Origin of the sequence: Moorena sp. SIO4A5 (genome assembly GCF_010672005.1) — a bacterium.
Classification (GTDB): domain Bacteria; phylum Cyanobacteriota; class Cyanobacteriia; order Cyanobacteriales; family Coleofasciculaceae; genus Moorena.
Window position 1 is genome coordinate 17750 of sequence record NZ_JAAHHZ010000068.1, and the last position, 18091, is coordinate 35840.

At 44.3% G+C, this 18091-nt stretch carries 20 protein-coding genes; 8 read left to right on the forward strand and 12 right to left on the reverse strand.

All coding sequences use genetic code 11. The annotated features are described in order from the left end of the window. From F6K57_RS20670 to F6K57_RS20680, 3 genes are all read right to left on the reverse strand, one after another. A partial coding sequence (locus F6K57_RS20670) for a tetratricopeptide repeat protein (protein ID WP_293024284.1) occupies positions 1-1965 on the reverse strand: 1965 nt, incomplete at its 3' end. Positions 1966-1971: 6 nt separating this feature from the next. Next, on the reverse strand, positions 1972-3063 hold the full coding sequence (locus F6K57_RS20675; RefSeq protein ID WP_293024286.1) for a tetratricopeptide repeat protein: 1092 nt from the start codon (positions 3061-3063) through the stop codon (positions 1972-1974). Next, entirely contained in the window at positions 3036-4304 is a 1269-nt protein-coding gene (locus F6K57_RS20680) for a tetratricopeptide repeat protein (RefSeq protein WP_293070366.1), read from the reverse strand. The genes F6K57_RS20675 and F6K57_RS20680 overlap by 28 nt, the downstream gene beginning before the upstream one ends. 340 nt (positions 4305-4644) lie before the next feature. Here F6K57_RS20680 and F6K57_RS20685 point away from each other — a divergent pair, with 340 nt between their 5' ends. Further along, on the forward strand, positions 4645-4830 hold the full coding sequence (locus F6K57_RS20685; protein ID WP_293070368.1) for a hypothetical protein: 186 nt from the start codon (positions 4645-4647) through the stop codon (positions 4828-4830). Here F6K57_RS20685 and F6K57_RS20690 read toward each other — a convergent pair. Both F6K57_RS20690 and F6K57_RS20695 read right to left on the reverse strand, forming a co-directional pair. Continuing rightward, the gene (locus tag F6K57_RS20690) at positions 4813-6087 is read right to left on the reverse strand and encodes an alkaline phosphatase family protein (protein ID WP_293070370.1); all 1275 of its coding nucleotides are present in this window, start codon (positions 6085-6087) and stop codon (positions 4813-4815) included. The genes F6K57_RS20685 and F6K57_RS20690 overlap by 18 nt on opposite strands. Further along, entirely contained in the window at positions 6084-6257 is a 174-nt protein-coding gene (locus F6K57_RS20695; protein WP_293070372.1) for a hypothetical protein, read from the reverse strand. The genes F6K57_RS20690 and F6K57_RS20695 overlap by 4 nt, the downstream gene beginning before the upstream one ends. A 512-nt stretch (positions 6258-6769) precedes the next feature. Here F6K57_RS20695 and F6K57_RS20700 point away from each other — a divergent pair. Further along, positions 6770-6997, forward strand: coding sequence for a hypothetical protein (locus tag F6K57_RS20700; protein ID WP_287256427.1), 228 nt, complete (start codon positions 6770-6772; stop codon positions 6995-6997). Between the two features lie 60 nt (positions 6998-7057). On the opposite strand, the gene F6K57_RS20705 is transcribed toward F6K57_RS20700, so the two are convergent. The 3 genes from F6K57_RS20705 to F6K57_RS20715 are packed head-to-tail and all read right to left on the reverse strand — an operon-like array spanning position 7058 to position 9102. Next, positions 7058-7321, reverse strand: coding sequence for a hypothetical protein (locus F6K57_RS20705; RefSeq protein ID WP_293070374.1), 264 nt, complete (start codon positions 7319-7321; stop codon positions 7058-7060). 51 nt (positions 7322-7372) lie between these two features. Continuing rightward, positions 7373-7510: a hypothetical protein gene (locus F6K57_RS20710; protein WP_293070376.1), complete on the reverse strand. Its 138-nt coding sequence runs from the start codon at positions 7508-7510 to the stop codon at positions 7373-7375. Positions 7511-7521: 11 nt separating this feature from the next. After that, complete coding sequence (locus F6K57_RS20715; RefSeq protein WP_293070378.1) at positions 7522-9102, reverse strand: glycosyltransferase family 39 protein; 1581 nt, start codon at positions 9100-9102, stop codon at positions 7522-7524. A 416-nt stretch (positions 9103-9518) separates the two neighbouring features. Here F6K57_RS20715 and F6K57_RS20720 point away from each other — a divergent pair, with 416 nt between their 5' ends. The 3 genes from F6K57_RS20720 (at position 9519) to F6K57_RS20730 (ending at position 11595) form a co-directional block, all read left to right on the forward strand. After that, positions 9519-10337 (forward strand): uroporphyrinogen-III synthase, encoded by an 819-nt coding sequence (locus F6K57_RS20720; protein ID WP_293024304.1) that lies wholly within the window; start codon positions 9519-9521, stop codon positions 10335-10337. 164 nt (positions 10338-10501) lie between these two features. Next, positions 10502-10984 (forward strand): VOC family protein, encoded by a 483-nt coding sequence (locus F6K57_RS20725; RefSeq protein ID WP_293039864.1) that lies wholly within the window; start codon positions 10502-10504, stop codon positions 10982-10984. 83 nt (positions 10985-11067) lie between these two features. After that, the gene (locus tag F6K57_RS20730; protein ID WP_293024307.1) at positions 11068-11595 is read left to right on the forward strand and encodes a hypothetical protein; all 528 of its coding nucleotides are present in this window, start codon (positions 11068-11070) and stop codon (positions 11593-11595) included. Here the strand turns inward: F6K57_RS20730 and dcm are convergent. From dcm to F6K57_RS20750, 4 genes are all read right to left on the reverse strand, one after another. Beyond that, positions 11555-12748 (reverse strand): DNA (cytosine-5-)-methyltransferase, encoded by a 1194-nt coding sequence (dcm, locus tag F6K57_RS20735; RefSeq protein ID WP_293070381.1) that lies wholly within the window; start codon positions 12746-12748, stop codon positions 11555-11557. The genes F6K57_RS20730 and dcm overlap by 41 nt on opposite strands. Positions 12749-12785: 37 nt before the next feature. Next, positions 12786-12935: a hypothetical protein gene (locus F6K57_RS20740; protein ID WP_293070383.1), complete on the reverse strand. Its 150-nt coding sequence runs from the start codon at positions 12933-12935 to the stop codon at positions 12786-12788. Between the two features lie 26 nt (positions 12936-12961). Further along, positions 12962-13201, reverse strand: a complete 240-nt coding sequence (locus F6K57_RS20745) for an efflux RND transporter permease subunit (protein ID WP_293024309.1) — start codon at positions 13199-13201, stop codon at positions 12962-12964. A 202-nt stretch (positions 13202-13403) separates the two neighbouring features. Next, complete coding sequence (locus F6K57_RS20750; protein WP_293024311.1) at positions 13404-13892, reverse strand: hypothetical protein; 489 nt, start codon at positions 13890-13892, stop codon at positions 13404-13406. Between the two features lie 51 nt (positions 13893-13943). Here F6K57_RS20750 and F6K57_RS20755 point away from each other — a divergent pair, with 51 nt between their 5' ends. The 3 genes from F6K57_RS20755 to F6K57_RS20765 all read left to right on the forward strand — a co-directional run bounded on the left by F6K57_RS20755 (position 13944) and on the right by F6K57_RS20765 (position 17919). After that, entirely contained in the window at positions 13944-14837 is an 894-nt protein-coding gene (locus F6K57_RS20755; RefSeq protein ID WP_293070386.1) for a phosphodiester glycosidase family protein, read from the forward strand. A gap of 277 nt (positions 14838-15114) precedes the next feature. Next, the gene (locus F6K57_RS20760) at positions 15115-16626 is read left to right on the forward strand and encodes a GUN4 domain-containing protein (protein WP_293070388.1); all 1512 of its coding nucleotides are present in this window, start codon (positions 15115-15117) and stop codon (positions 16624-16626) included. A gap of 309 nt (positions 16627-16935) precedes the next feature. After that, positions 16936-17919 carry an endonuclease/exonuclease/phosphatase family protein gene (locus F6K57_RS20765; protein WP_293030464.1) on the forward strand — a complete coding sequence of 328 codons (984 nt, stop codon included), beginning with the start codon at positions 16936-16938 and terminating at the stop codon, positions 17917-17919. The last annotated feature ends 172 nt before the right edge of the window (positions 17920-18091 follow it).

Below are 18091 nucleotides of genomic sequence, written 5' to 3' on the forward strand. Positions count from 1 at the left end.
TAAAGCCAGGTTGTTGAGGCTTAATGCTACCTGTGGGTGTTCCTCTCCTAGCAACCGTTTAGTCAGCTCTAAGGTTTGCTGCAACAGGGGTTCGGCTTCTTGGTACCGCCCCTGGTTAAAGTACACTAAAGCCAGGTTGTTGAGGCTTAATGCTACCTGTGGGTGTTCCTCTCCTAGCAACCGTTTAGTCAGCTCTAAGGTTTGCTGCAACAGGGGCTCCGCTTCTTGGTACCGCCCCTGGTTCAAGTACACTAAAGCCAGGTTGTTGAGGCTTAATGCTACCTGTGGGTGTTCCTCTCCTAGCAACCGTTTAGTCAGCTCTAAGGCTTGCTGGAATAGGGGCTCCGCTTCTTGGTACTGCCCCTGGTTAAAGTACAAGAAAGCCAGGTTGTTGAGGTTTAATGCTACCTGTGGGTGTTCCTCTCCTAGCAACCGTTTAGTCAGCTCTAAGGCTTGCTGCAAGAGGGGTTCCGCTTCTTGGTACTGCCCCTGGTTAAAGTACACTAAAGCCAGGTTGTTGAGGCTTAATGCTACCTGTGGGTGTTCCTCTCCTAGCAACCGTTTAGTCAGCTCTAAGGTTTGCTGCAACAGGGGTTCGGCTTCTTGGTACCGCCCCTGGTTAAAGTACACTAAAGCCAGGTTGTTGAGGCTTAATGCTACCTGTGGGTTTTCCTCTCCTAGCAACCGTTTAGTCAGCTCTAAGGCTTGCTGCAACAGGGTCTCCGCTTCTTGGTACCGCCCCTGGTTAAAGTACAGTAAAGCCAGGTTGTTGAGGTTTAATGCTACCTGTGGGTTTTCCTCTCCTAGCAACCGTTTATTCAGCTCTAAGGCTTGCTGGAATAGGGGTTCGGCTTCTTGGTACTGCCCCTGGTTAAAGTACAGTAAAGCCAGGTTGTTGAGGCTGGTGGCCACATGGGGGTGTTCCTCTCCTAGCAACCGTTTAGTCAGCTCTAAGGCTTGCTGCAAGAGGGGTTCGGCTTCTTGGTACTGCCCCTGGTTAAAGTACAGTAAAGCCAGGTTGTTGAGGCTGGTGGCCACATGGGGGTGTTCCTTTCCTAGCAACCGTTTTCTTAGCTTTAAGGCTTGCTGGAAGAGGGGTTCGGCTTCTTGGTACTGCCCCTGGTTAAAGTACAGTAAAGCCAGGTTGTTGAGGCTTTCTGCCACATCTGGGTGCTCTGCTCCTAGCAACCGTTTTCTTAGCTTTAAGGCTTGCTGGAAGAGGGGTTTAGCTTCTTGGTACCTGCCCTGGTTCAAGTACAGTAAAGCCAGGTTTTTGAGGCTTTCTGCCACATCTCGGTGGTCTGGTCCTAGCAACCGTTTTCTTAGCTTTAAGGCTTGCTGGAAGAGGGGTTTAGCTTCTTGGTACCTGCCCTGGTGTAAGTACAGTTCCGCTAGGTTGTTGAGGCTTAATGCTACCTGTGGGTGTTCCTCTCCTAGCAACCGTTTTCTTAGCTGTAAGGCTTGTTGCAAGAGGGGTTCGGCTTCTTGGTACCTGCCCTGGTGTAAGTACAGTTCCGCTAGGTTGTTGAGGCTTTCTGCCACATCTCGGTGGTCTGGTCCTAGCAACTGTTTTCTTAGCTGTAAGGCTTGCTGGTAGAGGGGTTCAGCATCTGAGTACCTCCCCTGGTGTAAGTACAGTTCCCCCAGGTAGTTGAGGCTTTCTGCCACATCTCGGTGCTCTGGTCCTAGGACTTGTTGTCGAATCCCTAATGCTCTTTCCCCTAGGGGGATGGCTTCTAAGTACTTTCCTTGTTCATAAAGCTCCAACGCTTGCTTAACAAGTCGAGATGCTTCTGCTAGTTTTCTTTTAATGACAGACTCCCTTGACTCAGTTGATGGTGAGCTTTCTTGAGCTTGGGCTATACCCGTCTGTCCCCATGGTGGCACGGGAACTGCCCTCATTCCGATCACAGCCACTACCGTAGCCGCCATCAGCCCTTGCTTGATTGAGATCCTTGCCTTCATCAACGATTAGCCCCCTAAAATCTTAACCATTTTTTGTTCCAGTTGACCTGCCCTGACCTGATCTCCCAAGGTTTGATAAACCTCTTTCCCTTTCTCTAGCCACGCGATCGCTTCATTCTTCTGACCGATGATGGCACTGGTGACTGCCAGTCCCCCAAGCACTTGAGCTTGAGTGTCTAAATCTCCTGCTGCCTTGGCTAGTTCTAGGGCTTGCCGGTAACGCTCCCTAGCTAGGCGATTTAATCCCACTTGTTTGTAAATGTCCCCCAGAAGTTGATCAACCCGGAGCGACTCAGATCCATCAGCCAAAATTGTTTCCAGCAGGTTAATGGCTTCAGTTTTCAAGTCATTGCTGCGGTACAAATGAGCCAAAGCTAGTGCTTCTGCTGGCTTACTCAACTGCTTTTGCTTAATTTCCTCCGCTGCTGCTGATACCTCCTGGGCTTTTTCCTGATCGAGGATGGTAAAGCCGAACACTCCCTCGTCCTTAGAACTTTTGCCTTGGTCAGTCTCGACAATCAACCAATAACGAGCCCCTGGTTGTAGGGACTGCTTTCCTGAGTAAACTATCTCCGTTGCACTAGTTTGCTGGTTCCACTCCACCCCTGGACCAGTCACTCTCACCTGGTAAGTGCTCGCGCCCTCAACCTGATGCCAGCGCAAGAGCGGTTGCTGATTGAGCAGGAAGGTATCCCGAGGTCTGAGAATATAGGGAATGTCTGGATTATTGTTTCGTCTCTCAGGCAGTGTATCCTCGTCGAATTCCAATAGCTTTGGCGTTGAGGTAGGAGCACAGCCTTCAGAGACGATATAGTCTCTGCCAGCTTCCGGTTGCCACTCCGTTAAGTTCTGGCATAGTACTTTGGCAAAACTATTGCTGGCCAGTAAGAGGTGATCCTTAGCCCCCAGTGATGCACCAATAAAGGCTGGCTGATAATCCGGCCAACTGGAACGCTTAAGTTTCACCTGACCTTGAGGACGAAGAGCCACAACTAGATTTAAACCATTTCCGATCGGACGAGCTGGTCTAGCTAAGCTGACTACCAAGCTCAGCCCCAGGATTAAGCCAATCAAAAGTTTCCATTTTTGCCATTGCATGATCGTTTACCTGCCTCCTTTAACGCTTTGTGAGCTAAAACTAACCATTTCGGTTGATCAGGATTAACAATTGAACCTAGCTGGCAACACTTTTGCCATTCTTGAAGCGCTTCGCCATTGCGGGTTTGCTGTTCATAGACCTGAGCCAACAAACAATGGGCTGAAGCGCGAGTTGTGATTTGTTCCATTCCCTCCGCTGTGCTAGCTAAAGCGATCGCTCCCGTTAGAATGGTCTCCGCTTGGTCTAGTTCCTGTTGTTGTAACAATGCCCAACCGAAATTTTTCATCAAGTTGTATCTGACTCTCAAAGGCTGATTTTCCGTCTCCTGTAAACTCTTCCACAGCAGAGGCGTAGCCAATTCTGGTTTGTTTTCCAATATCCACAAGCGAGCCAAATTGTTCTTGGCCTTAATCAAATTCTCCTTAACAGCGAATTGATATTGACTCTTAGCTTTATCGAAGTCTTGCAGGTCTTCGTAGAGGGACCCTAAATTATAGTGAGCCTTGGCATTGTCTGGATGGAGAGCCAAAGCCTGAAGATAGTTAGCTTCAGCACCAGCCAAATGCCCCTGATTATATTTCTTGACTCCCTGGCGATTGTACCAATCGGAAAAAGCTGGCTTGTTCAACGATAATAGGACTAGAACCCCAAACAGCAACAATGTGGAAGCGAATTTGGCTTCTTCATGGTAAGGCTTGGGAATACGCAGCCTGTTGAGTAATTTTTCAAACCCTTCTTTTCCAGCCTGGGTCAGTTCGCTTCTGGCTTGCAATAGGGTTAAGATACTCGGAAACGCCACCACTGCCACTCCCGCAACTCCGGTCCCAGCACTCAGAAATCGGGGCACAATATCCACCAACAAGCTCAGATTCACTGTCCAACTGCCCACCGTCAGCCCTCTCCACAACCAATCCCAGCGGTCCCAGAGATGAGGTGGTGCTTCTGTTTCCAATCGCCACCACCACGCAGCGGCTTGAGGCTGAAAACTGTTTCGGTATTCAGCTAAGTCCATGACTTTGGTAATCTGCCCTGCTTTGCTCTTAAGCTCACGGTCCAACTCAACCAGTCGCTGTTGATCAGTTGCAGATAGGTGATTACACTGACTCCAAGCCGCCTGCACAGCATCCCTGGCATTGAAAATCTCTAGCACTTCCTTTACTTGAGGAGATTGAGACTCTTTTAGGTTAGAGAGTGCTTCTTGATAGCAATTAAGGGCAGTTTCTAGCTCAGAAGTAGTCATCTATAATTTGACGACTCAATAGCACAGTACAGAAGATTCTTTTGTAGTTTAGATCTTTTTTTATCTATTTGGAGCAATTAGGAAAAAACTCTTGCGTAACTCATAACTAGTAAAAACGCTATATCTCTTAGGGAATATGCCGTAAGGAGTAGACCCTAGGGAGTAGTGGTTCAGTTATCAGAAAAAAATAGCAATTAAAGTAGGGTGGGCAAAGTCATCTAATCATTAATACTCATTTGAAGCAAACGGTTTTTGCCCACCCTACAAGCTTCAAAGGAGTAGGGAAAAAAAATAGCAATTAAAGTAGGGTGGGCAAAGTCATCTAATCATTAATACTCATTTGAAGCAAACGGTTTTTGCCCACCCTACAAGCTACGCGAACAACCAACCAACCTTCAACCTTCCCAAACCTTGGCCAAAAGGCCACGCTACGCGAACAACCTTCAACCTTCCCAAACCTTGGCCAAAAGGCCACGCTACGCGAACAACCTTCAACCCTCTTAACCCTTCAAAAATCAATAGCTAACAAAATCGTTTCCATCTCTTCCCGTGACAATCCCCCATGAGCGCCCAACTTGTGTTGTTCAAAACGGTCTTCTTCATACCACCAAACCGTTTCATATTTATGGGGTAAAATCACTAAATTACCTAACCGATTAAGCAATAATGGGGAGAGTTCACCTATACCGAAATACCCTTGTTCAATTAATGTCGTGGTGCGGTACACTGTTGCTCGATCTGCCAACTGCTCCGTCAGCAAATCATAGACTTTATCCAAATGGTCGTCCTGAATGTACAACACCATATCCCGACATGACCCCCCTGGCACCAACAGTTTACCTTGGGCATTCCTTTTAATAAACTGTTCAATAGAAGGGCTAAGCTGATTCAAATAAATAGTAGTCTCTGGTGAAACTTCTATTTGTCCATGATCAGCCGTAATTAGTAATAATGTATTCTTCAGCTTACCAGCTACGGTTTGATATAAAAGTCGCTCCATGGTTAGCAAAAGCGTGCTAACTTCAGCCTGGAACTGGAGGGAGCCAGGACCGTATTTATGAGCCATCCCATCAATAGTATCCAAATACAGAAAAAAGTAGCTCTTATCGGATTCAGCGATCGCTGCTTCAGTCAGGTTAACTAATGCTTCAGGAATAGTTTTGTAGGAAACAGTAGTTGCCCCATCACACACCGCTCGTGAAAAAGGAGAGTAAGCATAATTGTAGTGTTGAAAACAATAAGATTGCACACCATACTGTTGCAATTTTTGATAGAGAGTTTGGGTAGGGAAAAGGCTTTGCTCAGAAATACCAGTTGTGTGTAAGGTTCCCCGTTGCTTATCACCCGCAAACGAAAACATCAAGGGAGCAATAATATCATCCAACAGCGGCTCATAGTAAAACCAATGGAAGACACCACTCTCACCAACCGGAAGCCCTGAATGAATAGTACTCACATGAGCAGCAGTTGTGGAAGGAAACTGGGTAGTCAATTTAGAAGCCACACCTTCTACTACAAACCGCTTCAAAAATTCCGATTGTTCAACATAGTCCTCAAAAAAACGCCACCCGAAAGCATCAACAAAAATCAGAATAACCTTATCATAGCGATCCGGTAATTCTCCTAATACACTCCTAGGTAAACCCATGTTTCCTTGACCGGTGAGCAGATGATAGATCATCTGGGGAATCTGGGAGAAACAATAGGAGTCATAAAGGGGCTTACCAATGTGGTCATTTATTCTAGCGTTTTGAATAGCTTTTAAGGATTGAGAGTTAATCATAGATAGCAAAGGGAGTAGGGAGTAGGGAGTAGGGAGTAGGGTGTAGGGTGTAGGGAGTAGGGTGTAGGGTGTAGGGAATCGGGGAAAATACTGTTTAGTTCATTACTATATGGAAACGCTATTCTATAGGATTTGTTAATCGATAATTTAGCCTCCTGGTAATTTAGCATAGCACAACTAAAAATGCAACTTAAGTTTAATAGTTTCACTATTTACTATCCCCTATGCTACTCATAATAAAAAGCGATGCTCTGACAGAAACGATACGCGATCGCTTCCTAGGGTTGATCATACTTATGATATAGCGTTTATTGGATGTATGAGGTACACTTATCAACCTCAAAGTCCCCCTTATTAAGGGGGATTTAGGGGGATCTCTTTCTCAAAGTACCCCTTATTAAGGGAGATTTAGGGGAATCTCTTTCTCAAAGTACCCCTTTTCACTAGGAATTTAGTGGGTTCTTTTTGTCCCTCATAGTAAAAATAATTATTATATCCAGTAAATTTATTATCCCGACTCCCAATTCCCAAAATTTACTACTCATAAAAAAACAGATTGCTGATGGGATGCGATCGCTTTATTTAAATTTACCCTCCCAAAAATAAATTTTCAAAACCCTTGACAAATTAATATATAATCATTACTATTATAAATGTAAACAAAAAGCAAGAGGTTCACCTTATGCCTTCACAATTACCGCCTAACTCAGATAATAATCCTGACGAGTCTTCCCCAAAAAAAATCCCTGTTCAGCATATTTTAAAGGGGTCCCGCAAGGCCATACTTAATACGATGCATACCCTGTATGTACTCCGTTACACGGAAATTTCCGACTGGACTCCTCTTCAGCCGACGGGGATTCCGGGAGAGTTCATCACAATTACCGTCAAGTACTTGATTATCCCGTAAAACGTTAAATTCCTGGGGGGCTTTGCCCCCAGCTAACTCATCGGGTCTAATCCCATAGGGTCACGTCTGGATAGGTGAAAAAACTGAATGACATAAGGTAACATTCCTAGCCGTGGATAGTATTTCTGCGGCTATTTTTTTGGGGTTAGCAGGTTGAAGGTTATTTTGTTGAAGGTTAGGAGGTTGAAGGTTATTGTGTTGAAGGTTGAAGGTTAGGAGGTTGAAGGTTAGGAGGTTGAAGGTTGTTCGCGTAGCGTGGCCTTTTGGCCAAGGTTGAAGGTTAGGAGGTTGAAGGTTGTTCGCGTAGCGTGGCCTTTTGGCCAAGGTTGAAGGTTGAAGGTTAGGAGGTTATGAGGTTGAAAGTAATGCCTTATTTCAATTAGGTATAAGAATGCTGGGATTGGTGAGATTGTTTAATGCGTTCGCGTAGCGTGGCCGAAAGGCCATCGCTTCCCACACTCCCATCTCCCCATCTCCCCATCTCCCCATCTCCCCATCTCCCCATCTCCCCATCTCCCGACTCCCTACTCCCGATTCCCGACTCCCACCCCTCTAGCTAACGTAAACCCTTCAGCACTTCCTAAAGATACTTGGTTAGGTAATTGCAAAGCCGCCAACGTCGAGTTGTCCAACAGCAGGTAAGATTGAGTTGACCACAACTGTTTTAAAGTCTTTTCATCTTGGGGAATTACTTTGCGATCGCTATAAAAATCCAAACTAGGACGCTGATAGGGAAAAGACGTATAGATAATATCCCCTGGAGCCGTATTTTCCTGAATCAAAGCCGCCACTGGCTTAACTGGAAATGCTTCATTTAACTCCCAGAGCCAAGAGTGAGAACTCATTAATAATACCAAAGCCATGTACATCCCTATCAATAAAATTGGGATAAAATTGCGGTTATGCTGTTTAATTTTCAAAGCCGCTAGGGTCATGGTTAGGCTTACCACCATACCCATAATGATTAAAACCGGTTGGGGATCTGCCAATATAAAATAAATACATCCCCCTAAACCAGCTACTCCGATAAATCCTAAAATAATTGTTAAAATCTTAGGATAACGACTCCAATGTTGCCAAAATAGGGTGAGTTGAGCCGCAACAGCTATAGCAAAAAAGGGATACACAGGCATAATGTACCAGGGCAGCTTGGTTCCCATCATAGAAATAATCGTCAAATAGCCGATAGTCCCAATTAAAATCAAACTCCCCCAAGTGGTGAGGGGTTTTCGCCAAGCTAGATAGAATCCTCCTAGCCAAAACAATAGCCAAGGGAAAGTATACTTAATTAACTCCAAAATATAATACCATGGTGAGCCTTGATTCCCTTCCACCTTTTGAGAGATGCGAGCGAATCCTTGCGAGATAAAATGAACATGCCAAAAGGTTGCTCCATAATGCTGCCATTGGGCAATATACCAAACCAAAACCGGTGCGTAACCTAGGACTATGCCCAACCAAAAATAGCGACTTTTCAACAACCATAACGTTTTATTTGCCAGAATAAAGACCAAGACAATTGCCCCTAGAGGCACAACTAATAGACCTTTTGTGAAAGTAATTAGTCCTAAACAAACTCCGATCCCAATTGCCCAATAAGACTGAGCCTGACAAGCTTTAAGTAAGCACAATAGCAACAGCAAAAACCAAGTATTGATCATGCCATCCAGCATCGCCAAACGTCCGTGGCGCACAACTGGCAACAGGGTCAAGTAGACGCTAGCGGCAAATATTGCACTGACACGTTCAACGAATAGTTCTCGTGCTACTAAATAGAGCAGTGGTACTCCACAAGCTGACAAAAAAGCACCAGGCAGACGAGTAGTGAATTCTTGGACACCCCCTAGTTTATAGCTTAAGGCAATCAACCAATCCATCAAAGGGGGTTTAAGTAGATAAGGTTGTCCCCACAGAGTAGGATGGAGCCAGTTGCCCGTACGATAGATTTCTCTAGCGATCAGGGCCCTGGTGCCTTCATCCCAGTCTCGTAGGGGTACGTTTCCCAGAAAAATACCCCAAAGGAAAAGGGCAGCCAGGAAAAGGCTTAGGATCCACTTGATATCCGTGAAAAAGGGATTTTTTAAGGTAAGTGCTAATTTATTCATCTATAGCAAAGGGAACAGGGAACAGGGAACAGGGAACAGGGAGTAGGGAGTAGGGAGTAGGGGTAACTAAAGTTGAATGTACCTCATAAGTATGAAAAACGCTATATTAATGTTTGTACTAGTTTCGCACTAGGACGGTTATATAGCATTTCCATTTGATTTGTGAACATAATCTCTTTGGAAAAGGCAAGAGGCAAGAGGCAAGATTAAATTAATTATATAGTTATTTTTGGTATTCACAAAAACTGTAATTATTTTTTTAATTATTTTATAACTGTTATCTATAGCATTTATAAAATAATCATTAAACTTAATGCTAATTTAGCATAATACTAAAAAATCCTTGGAGCTCTTGACTACTGTTCCCTGTTCCCTGTTCCCTGTTCCCTGTATTGATATAGATTTACAATAAAAAGATGCACCCTCTATCTCCTTCCAATCAACTCCCTCTCTATGGCAAAAGAATCATTGTAACAGCACCGAGAAACTATGGGTCTCGGTTATCTCAACAAATCATTAATCAGGGTGGACTTCCCATAGTGATGCCAACTATTGAAACCTGTCTGTTGGAAAATTCCCCTGAATTAGATGCTGCTCTCAGGCAAATTCATAAATTTGATTGGATTGCTTTCACTAGTCGCAACGGAATAGACGCTTTTTTTGAGCGCATGGCATCCTTGGGTATTTCTACATCTGTGCTGAAAAATTGTCAACTATCTGCGATTGGAAAAGATGCCGAAAGATTGTATGATTTTGGAGTAACAGCTGATTTAGTTCCCGCTGAAGCTAGCCCAACAGGAATTGTTACTGAATTGTCTAACTATCCAACTATTGATCAGAAAACTATATTAGTTCCTATTCCAGAGGTGGTCGGGATACCAGAGCCTAATGTCATCCCAAATTTTATTTCGGGTTTACAGGAATTAGGCATGAAAGTCACTCCGGTATTGACCTATCAAACCCGAATTTTGGATCAAACTATCTATGATGTAGAATTAAATCTGATTAGTCAAGGCAAGATAGATGTAATCGCTTTTAGTAGCACCGCAGAAGTAACCGCTTTTTTGACAATGGTTAACTCCCCCCAGGATTATAACCATTGTGTCGTTGCTTGCTTTGGTCCCTATACCGCTGCTAATACTGAAAAATTGGGATTAACTGTTTCTATTGTATCCGAAAGTTACAGCTCATTTCATGGATTTGCGAATGCGATCGCAAAATTTTTTGATAGGTAACTTTCAGCTATAATTAACTATATGAGGTACATTCAATTTTCTTATCCCTACTCCCTACTCCCTACTCCCTACTCCCTACTCCCTATTCCCTATTCCCTACTCCCTACTCCCTACTCCCTATTCAATTTGCTATATAATTAGCTAAGGTAAAATTAAGTGGGTGAATGGAAACCAATCAGCCCTCAGTCAATCCCAATACCCCTAATCTAGATGGGCTTCACATCAAGCGCCCCTGCTTAGTCGTTGCTGATCTCGAACGAGCATTCACCATTTACCGAGATATTCTAGGATTTAGGCTCGACTATCTGGCTGAAGCATCCCCAGACTCTTACCTCTACCAAGTGTTTCAGTTTCCCAAAAGTGCTCAGCTCAAATTTGCATCACTCAGTACAGAAGACGAACCTAGAGCCCTGGCTCTGACCGAAGTCAAGGGAATTGAATTACCCACCCCTACCACTCCCTATCGTCTAGCACTGGTGGTCAGAGTAAAAGACCTGACCCTAACCATTCAGAAAATCCGTGAACTGGGACTTGACACCATTGAGCCCAATTACTTTACTAGACCACCAAACCTCCATTTCACTGAACAAGCATTCTGCGATTACGACGGTCATCGGATTATGCTGTATGATGTGACATCCGGTTGATTAGTTTAGCAAAGGGAATAGGGAGTCGGGAGTCGGGAGTAGCTTGGAGCAAGCAACAGTTAGCATAGATGAGGAAGATTTAAGTGCCGACTCTGCAAGTCCAAGAAGCGTATTCTTTTTATAGAAGATTTATCCTGGAATATAGTCAAGATAAAGCTGAAATATATCAAAGATACGGCTTCACTGTACAAGGAAGCGTAGGTTCAAAAGATTGGGAGGTATTTGCAGCAATCTTGGTCAATGACAGAGCAAGACGAAGAGACGGGGCAGATTTGATCAACTATGAAGTTAAATCTGCTGTTATTGGAAGCAGCTTTGAGTACCAATATCACAGGAATCACGGACTGGATAAATTAGCTGATGATAAATCTGTTGATCATATTTTTATTGCCAGAAGTCAAGCATATACCAATATTGAAGTTTGGTTAGTCGAGCGTGCCAAAATGCTTTCCAAATTTGATAAATGGTTACCCGAACTCCTTCAAAATTATCAAGCCGAAGCGAGACAGCGGTTTCGACGCTCAGTAACTTATGGGTTTGTCAAGAATCAAGGTGTTAAGCTTTTGGAGATCAGCGATGGAGTGCTAAGGTATTTTCTGGAATCAACTTAACCAAAGGATTCAAGATATGGGAAGCAATCCAGGTAATCACAGGTACACAGACAGCATCACCAAATCCACTCAAAGCTTGATTGATATGTGATGGAATGGGGTAATCATCAGGAACACCTTGTAGCCTTGCATATTCACGAGGTGTCATCAGACGCATTCTGATAGTTCCCTTTCCAACTCTGACCAACATTTGCCGACTACTGCCACCTCTAGCAGTTCTTAGGCAGCCTGCAATGCTATCTTTTCTGAGTTCTGCTCTTTGCTTGCCCTCACGAACACGCCTGTACATGGTGCAGTAAGAGTAATAGGATAAATCCTGAAATTCTTTTAGATAGTCTAGATTTACAGGGGACATCATAGTTAAGTGGCGTTGCACTTTATCTTCAAGCCACCAACGCTCGTCATGATCCGATATATTCTCTACAACACCACTTAAGCCAGTTTTCACCTTTTCAGGCAGTGGTGGAACCTCTATGAAATTCCAGCGCAGATCATGATTAGCTGCGATCGCTTTTTCAAGTGCTTGAGTTTTAAGTGACGAAGAACGCCTTGCAAAAATCAACATGTTCTGATTCACATCGGATGTATGCACCCCAATCACAAAAATTCGTGGTCTACTTTGAGGCACGAAATGGGCTGCATTGATGGCATAAACATCACAGGCATAACCCAACCGATTCAACTCCTCAATGGTAATTCGGAAGTCTTGCCCACCATTTGAAGTAAGCCAACCCGTCACATTTTCAAGCATCACAAGGGGAGGCTTATTCCCTTGACTGTCAAGAATTTGAGTAAAACCCCAAAAAGCGCTAGAGTATTGACCATGAATACCCTTTAAATTGCCTGCTAATGATAAATCAATACAGGGAAATGAAGCCGTCGCCAGCAAAGTATTGGGAATATCGGAATGGCAAACCGAAAAAATATCTTGAACTCTATAGTGCTTGCTTGCATCCTTAAAGTAAGCAGAGTACATTTCAAATTTGTCATAGGCCCAATCATTAGCGAAGACAACTTTCCAGCCTACTTGCTCTAGCCCCAATCTGACCAAACCAATTCCTGCAAAATACTCTGCACAGGTCAGATGTTTATCAGAGGTATCGGTATCACCCACACTGGGTAGAGTCTTGTTTTTCCTCACCGAAAAGGCCATAGTTATTACGTTACCAATCTATTTTGAAGCTTCGTAGCTATTGCTGTTCATAGCTATGAAAGTCTAGCGTTATTCGTTCTGCTGGAGCAACTACAGCGTTTTTCAAAACTATGCGGTACACAGGATTTTTTACCTGTTCTCTCTTCTCTATTCCCTGTTCCCTAAAACCTAAAAATTTGTACCTCACCTAATTTAAAACTGCTATAATTCCTATTACGAATCCTGAGGCTTATGATTAGGAGTCAACTGTAAATACAGACCAGGGACAATCAGAAATGCAATTAGCGTAGACGACATCAAGCCAAAGATAATTGCCATACACAACGGAAACCAATTAGCTTCACTAAACGCCAGGGGCAATAAACCAATTATCGTCGTAGCACTAGTTGTCAGGATTGGTCGTAAGCGATCGCATGACCTGTCACAAGCCCTCCCTGATGTTAAGATAAGCAACTATACCATCAAACGGTGCTCTTAACACCGTGTCTTTGAGGATAACATTCCTCTTGTTAAGCTGGGCTTTAGCTGAGCTAACCGCAGATTCAGCGGTATCTATCTGAGCCTGAGCCGCAATCAACTCACCTCGCGCTGCCTCTAAACTGGCTTGGGCTGCACGAATCTGACTCTGGGCTGATACAATCCCAGCCTCCGCTGCTTAAACCGCTGCTTGCGCATCCTGGAATTGGGTGACCGCCCGGTCGCGATCGCTTGCAGAAACAACCCCCTGTTGCCACAGTCTTTGGTACCGTTTCATCTCAGTTTCCGCCAAATTCCGAGCTGCGATCGCCTTTTTCATATCTGCCTTAGCCTGAGCCAGACTTGCCAGAGCTCTGGCTTGATTCGCTTGCTCAGCCCGCACCGATGCCTGAGACTGTTGCAAACTAGCCATGGCTGTGATTACCCCTTTGGTAGCTTCCACCTCCGCTGCTGCCGCCACCGTTACATCAGACGCTAACTTACGCTGGTCTACTCTTGCCAGCAATTCACCCTGTCGTACAAAATCTCCCTCCCGCAATGGTCTACCATTAATCTTTTTGATGTACTCAACGAAATAGGGATCCGTGTAGGAATTGTGATAATTTTTGATGCTATATTCCCTACGCTCCGGGTTCAAGCTTAGCTTTAAAAAAGCGGGGAGTCGCACCGCTGCCTACTCCCTGTTCCCTTTGCTATAGTTACTTGGTTTTAAAAGAACGTGAGAAAAATCCTTGGGCTGAGCTTGATTGCCATAGGTTTAGCGGTTGCGTGGTTATCTATCCAGGATCACCAGCCACCCGATGCCCTTTCTTCAGATGTTTCGCCACCCCAGAAACAGATCAAATACCAATCCCATCCTCTAGACTTTAGTGTGGTTCATACCTTATTAATTCCAGCTGATAGTGGATTTTCCGTTACTCCCGCCATATCGGAACAGTTAATCACCTTAGAAGATTTAGCCCAAAAGCACCAAGCTGTAGCTGCCATCAACGGCGGTTTTTTTGACCCAAAAAATCAGAAGACCACCTCGATTGTAATCAAGCAAGGGCAACTAGTAGCAGATCCCCGTGACAACCAGGGGCTGATCCAAAATCCCAGCTTACAGCCCTACATGGATAAAATTCTCAATCGATCAGAATTTCGGCGATACCGTTGTGGGTCAACAGTCCGCTACGATATTACTCTACACAGTGAACCGACCCCCCCCGGTTGTCAATTATTAGATGCCCTAGGCAGTGGTCCGTTGCTGGTTCCACAAATTACATCAGTCACCGAAGGTTTTGTAGCTGTAGAAAATGGGAAAGTCATACGAGATGCCCTAGGGAGCAGCCGACTCAATGCTAGAAGTGCAGTCGGTATTACTCCTGATGGCAGCATTTTGTTAGTAATGGTGGCTCAAAAAGCAGAAGCTCCCAGAAATTCCGGTATGTCCTTCAGAGCGTTGGCTACCTTCCTGAAAATTGCCGGGGTTGAAAAAGCCATGAATCTAGATGGAGGAAGCTCCTCCGCTCTTTATTATAACGGCAAAACCGTTTATGGGAGAGTGGACAAAAACGGAAATCGAATCAAAAGAAAAATTAAATCGATTCTAATGGTTAACCAAGACCCGTGACTAGTCGGGAGTAGGGAGTAGGGAGTAGGGAGTAGGGAGTAGGGAGTAGGGAGTAGGGAGTAGGAACCCTCTGACAATCTAATCAGTCCTTAATTATTATATAGCAGTTCTCCTCTTGATGAGGTACACAAGATTTTTTCCCGATTCCCGATTCCCGATTCCCGATTCCCGATTCCCGATTCCGAGATCCGCTGTTCCCTAAAATCAAAAACTTGTGTACCTCACCTATTTTAGAAATGCTATAAGAAGATAAGAGATGGCATTAGTGAAAAAGTAAATGGCTAAGAAAGTAGCACTGCTGATCGGGGTTGATCAGTATGCAGAAGGTTTAACTACCCATCAAGCTGCCTCCAATGATGTAGAAGCAATGCAGCGAGTTTTGCAAGAGAAAACCCTAGGGGATTTTAATCGGGTAGAGTTGCTGATCAATCCCAATCTGGAAACCCTAAAACAGGCAATTCAGAAGCTAGTTGACCAATGTGGTGTCAATGACTTAGCCCTAGTTTTTTTCTCTGGCAAAGGAATTATTAATCAGGATGGTAAACTGTATTTAACAACTAGCATCACGACTAAAGACAACCTTGAAGGTACTACATTGCCTGCTTCTTTTTTACACCAGCAATTGAGTCGTAGTGATGCTCAGCAACAAATAGTAATTCTTGAGTGTGATTACTATAGTGCTTCAGTTGACGGTTGGCTGACAGAACCTGTGAGTGTCAATCTCAAGGAAGAACTCAGTGCTCCAGGGCGAGCAGTTCTCACCTCCTCCACAACTACACAAACCTCTTTTGAACAGAAACCAGCTCATTCTTCCCTTTACACCCAGTACTTAGTGGAAGGAATTGAAACTGGTGCAGCAGACCGAGATAGGGCTGGCTTAATCTATGTTCGTGAATTACATAACTATGCCACCGAAAAAGTCCAGACTATTAAGCCCGAGATCGAGCCAGCCCTGTTTCTCGATAATAAAGGGTTGGATATTTTACTGACTATTTTAATGAATCAAGACCCCAACGATGATCCCGATAGTGAGTATCGCAAAATCGAAGCCAAGTATCGCAAAATTGTGGAAAACTATGAACGGTATGGTAAAATTCCTGAAATTGTTCAATATACCTTAACTAAAAAACACAAGGAGTTGGGGATAACTGTTGACCTACACCAACCTGACCAACTCATTTCTGATCAAGGCATAGACTACTCTAACTTGCGAGATTTACTAAGAGCCGGTAAATGGAAAGAAGCCGATCAGGAAACTTTTGCTCTGATGGTCAAAGCAGTTGATCGAGAAGAAGACAACAATATCGACCCTGAGTCAATCAAGAATTTTCCCTGTACCGATCTACACACCATTGAGGGGCTTTGGCTAAAGTATAGCAGTGGGCAATTCGGCTTCAGTTTGCAAAAAGAAATTTGGGAGAAGCTTGGGGGAAAACTTGATAGTGACGATAATAACGTTGATAAACTGGAATTCAACCGAAGCGTTTATGTTTTAAGTTCTTATTACAACCCAAACAGTATTTCCCGCAGTAATTATTTCCCTAACCTATTAGCGTATCAAACTAAGCTTTATCAACAATTTGGTCATCGTGTGGGATGGCGACAGCGCAAAGGATTGCACCTCAGAAGACGATGGAAAAATTATGAAGACCTGACATTTTCCGTAATCTGGGCTCCAGTGGGTCACCTGCCAACTCTAGTTGGTCGTGATGGCATGAATTTGGGAGTATTATCGATTTGGAGGATGAGGGTTAATTTATTCTCTCACCTTGAGGAGTGTTGGTTATAGGATTTAAGCTTGTCCAACGGGTGCATCTCATATTTGTAACAAAGAACGGAGGTGTGGGGAGATGGGGAGATGGGGAGATGGGGAGATGGGGAGATCGGGAGATCGGGAGATGGGGAGATCGGGAGATCGGGAGATGGGGGAAATTTTGATTAAGGGTAATTATCCTGACATGATCTAAGCCCTTGGTTGAAGTTGTTACAAATGGCCTAAGCCTGCGAGGTTAGAGCAACTCCAAGAACAGAGAATCCCCGCATCTTTAGATGGAGAAATGCCAAGCTAGAGAAATAGTTCTAAGCACAAATAAGAATCATGCATCGAAACCGTTTCAAAGTTGGAACCTTTAACCTATGCAACTTAGTACTACCAGATGTCCTATACTATAGGAAAAAGATATATACCCAAACAGAGTACGCTCTTAAGACCACCTGGATTGGTGAACAACTGAGGAAGATGAAAGCTGACATTGTTGGCTTTCAAGAAGTATTTCATCAAGAAGCTCTCCAACAAGCACTGGCTCAGAGCCAAGTTTATGACAATGCCACCACTGTGTTCGCAAAGCCTACCGGTAAAAGTCCAGTTGTTGCCCTGACCTCCAGGTTTCCAGTGCTTGAATACAACGTCATCAAAGATTTTCCCACTACGGCATGCCTGGATATCCAGGGAACAGACATCCCACTCAAGCGTTTTTCTCGACCAGTGTTAGAAGCACATCTCAAGCTGAGTGACACAATTGATTGTACAGTTTTTGTAATTCACCTCAAGTCCAAGCGTCCGATCATCCCAGATGGAGTAGACCGCAACGACCCGATTGAACAAGCCAAAGGACAAGCGAGATCTCTAATCCTCCGAGCAGCTGAAGCAACAGCTTTGCGGGTAATTTTGATGGATAAGCTACAGCACAGGGATCATCCGGTAATAGTGATGGGTGATGTCAATGATAGTGGTGTGGCTATAACTTCTCAAATTGTTTCTGGAGAGCCCCCTTTGAGAAAACTCTGGTTTCAGAAAAAGCAGATGATCTGGGATGTGTTGTTGTATTACGTCAAAGACATTCAAGCTCGACAAAACTATGGTGACTTCTACTACACCCACATCCATAATGGCCACCACGAGAGCCTAGATCACATCCTGGTCAGTCAGGAATTCGTGGTTCAAAATCCCAAACGCATTGGCAGAGTTGGGTATGTCTCCCTTTTCAATGATCATCTAATCGACGAAACCTTGAGTGACGAGAAAATTGAGAGTTGGCAATCTGATCACGGACAGGTCGTTGTCTCCATTGAACTTGATTAATAAGGTGATCTATGAACACTGAAGAGATAGCTAACATTTTCAACTTACCTCCTGAACTTCCTACCGAAGAACTGTTTGAACCGTTGATATCTACCGATAACCTATTAATCGAGCGCATCATCTCCACTGGACAAACCACACCAACCGGAGAGTGGTATGACCAAGACCAAGA

Coding starts and splice junctions, on each gene's coding strand:
- F6K57_RS20675 (WP_293024286.1), bottom strand. CDS start 3,063: ATGCAATGGCAAAAATGGAAACTTTTGATTGGCTTAATCCTGGGGCTG.
- F6K57_RS20680 (WP_293070366.1), bottom strand. CDS start 4,304: ATGACTACTTCTGAGCTAGAAACTGCCCTTAATTGCTATCAAGAAGCA.
- F6K57_RS20690 (WP_293070370.1), bottom strand. CDS start 6,087: ATGATTAACTCTCAATCCTTAAAAGCTATTCAAAACGCTAGAATAAAT.
- F6K57_RS20695 (WP_293070372.1), bottom strand. CDS start 6,257: ATGCTAAATTACCAGGAGGCTAAATTATCGATTAACAAATCCTATAGA.
- F6K57_RS20700 (WP_287256427.1), top strand. CDS start 6,770: ATGCCTTCACAATTACCGCCTAACTCAGATAATAATCCTGACGAGTCT.
- F6K57_RS20710 (WP_293070376.1), bottom strand. CDS start 7,510: ATGGGGAGATGGGGAGATGGGGAGATGGGGAGATGGGGAGATGGGGAG.
- F6K57_RS20715 (WP_293070378.1), bottom strand. CDS start 9,102: ATGAATAAATTAGCACTTACCTTAAAAAATCCCTTTTTCACGGATATC.
- F6K57_RS20720 (WP_293024304.1), top strand. CDS start 9,519: ATGCACCCTCTATCTCCTTCCAATCAACTCCCTCTCTATGGCAAAAGA.
- F6K57_RS20725 (WP_293039864.1), top strand. CDS start 10,502: ATGGAAACCAATCAGCCCTCAGTCAATCCCAATACCCCTAATCTAGAT.
- dcm (WP_293070381.1), bottom strand. CDS start 12,748: ATGGCCTTTTCGGTGAGGAAAAACAAGACTCTACCCAGTGTGGGTGAT.
- F6K57_RS20760 (WP_293070388.1), top strand. CDS start 15,115: ATGGCTAAGAAAGTAGCACTGCTGATCGGGGTTGATCAGTATGCAGAA.
- F6K57_RS20765 (WP_293030464.1), top strand. CDS start 16,936: ATGCATCGAAACCGTTTCAAAGTTGGAACCTTTAACCTATGCAACTTA.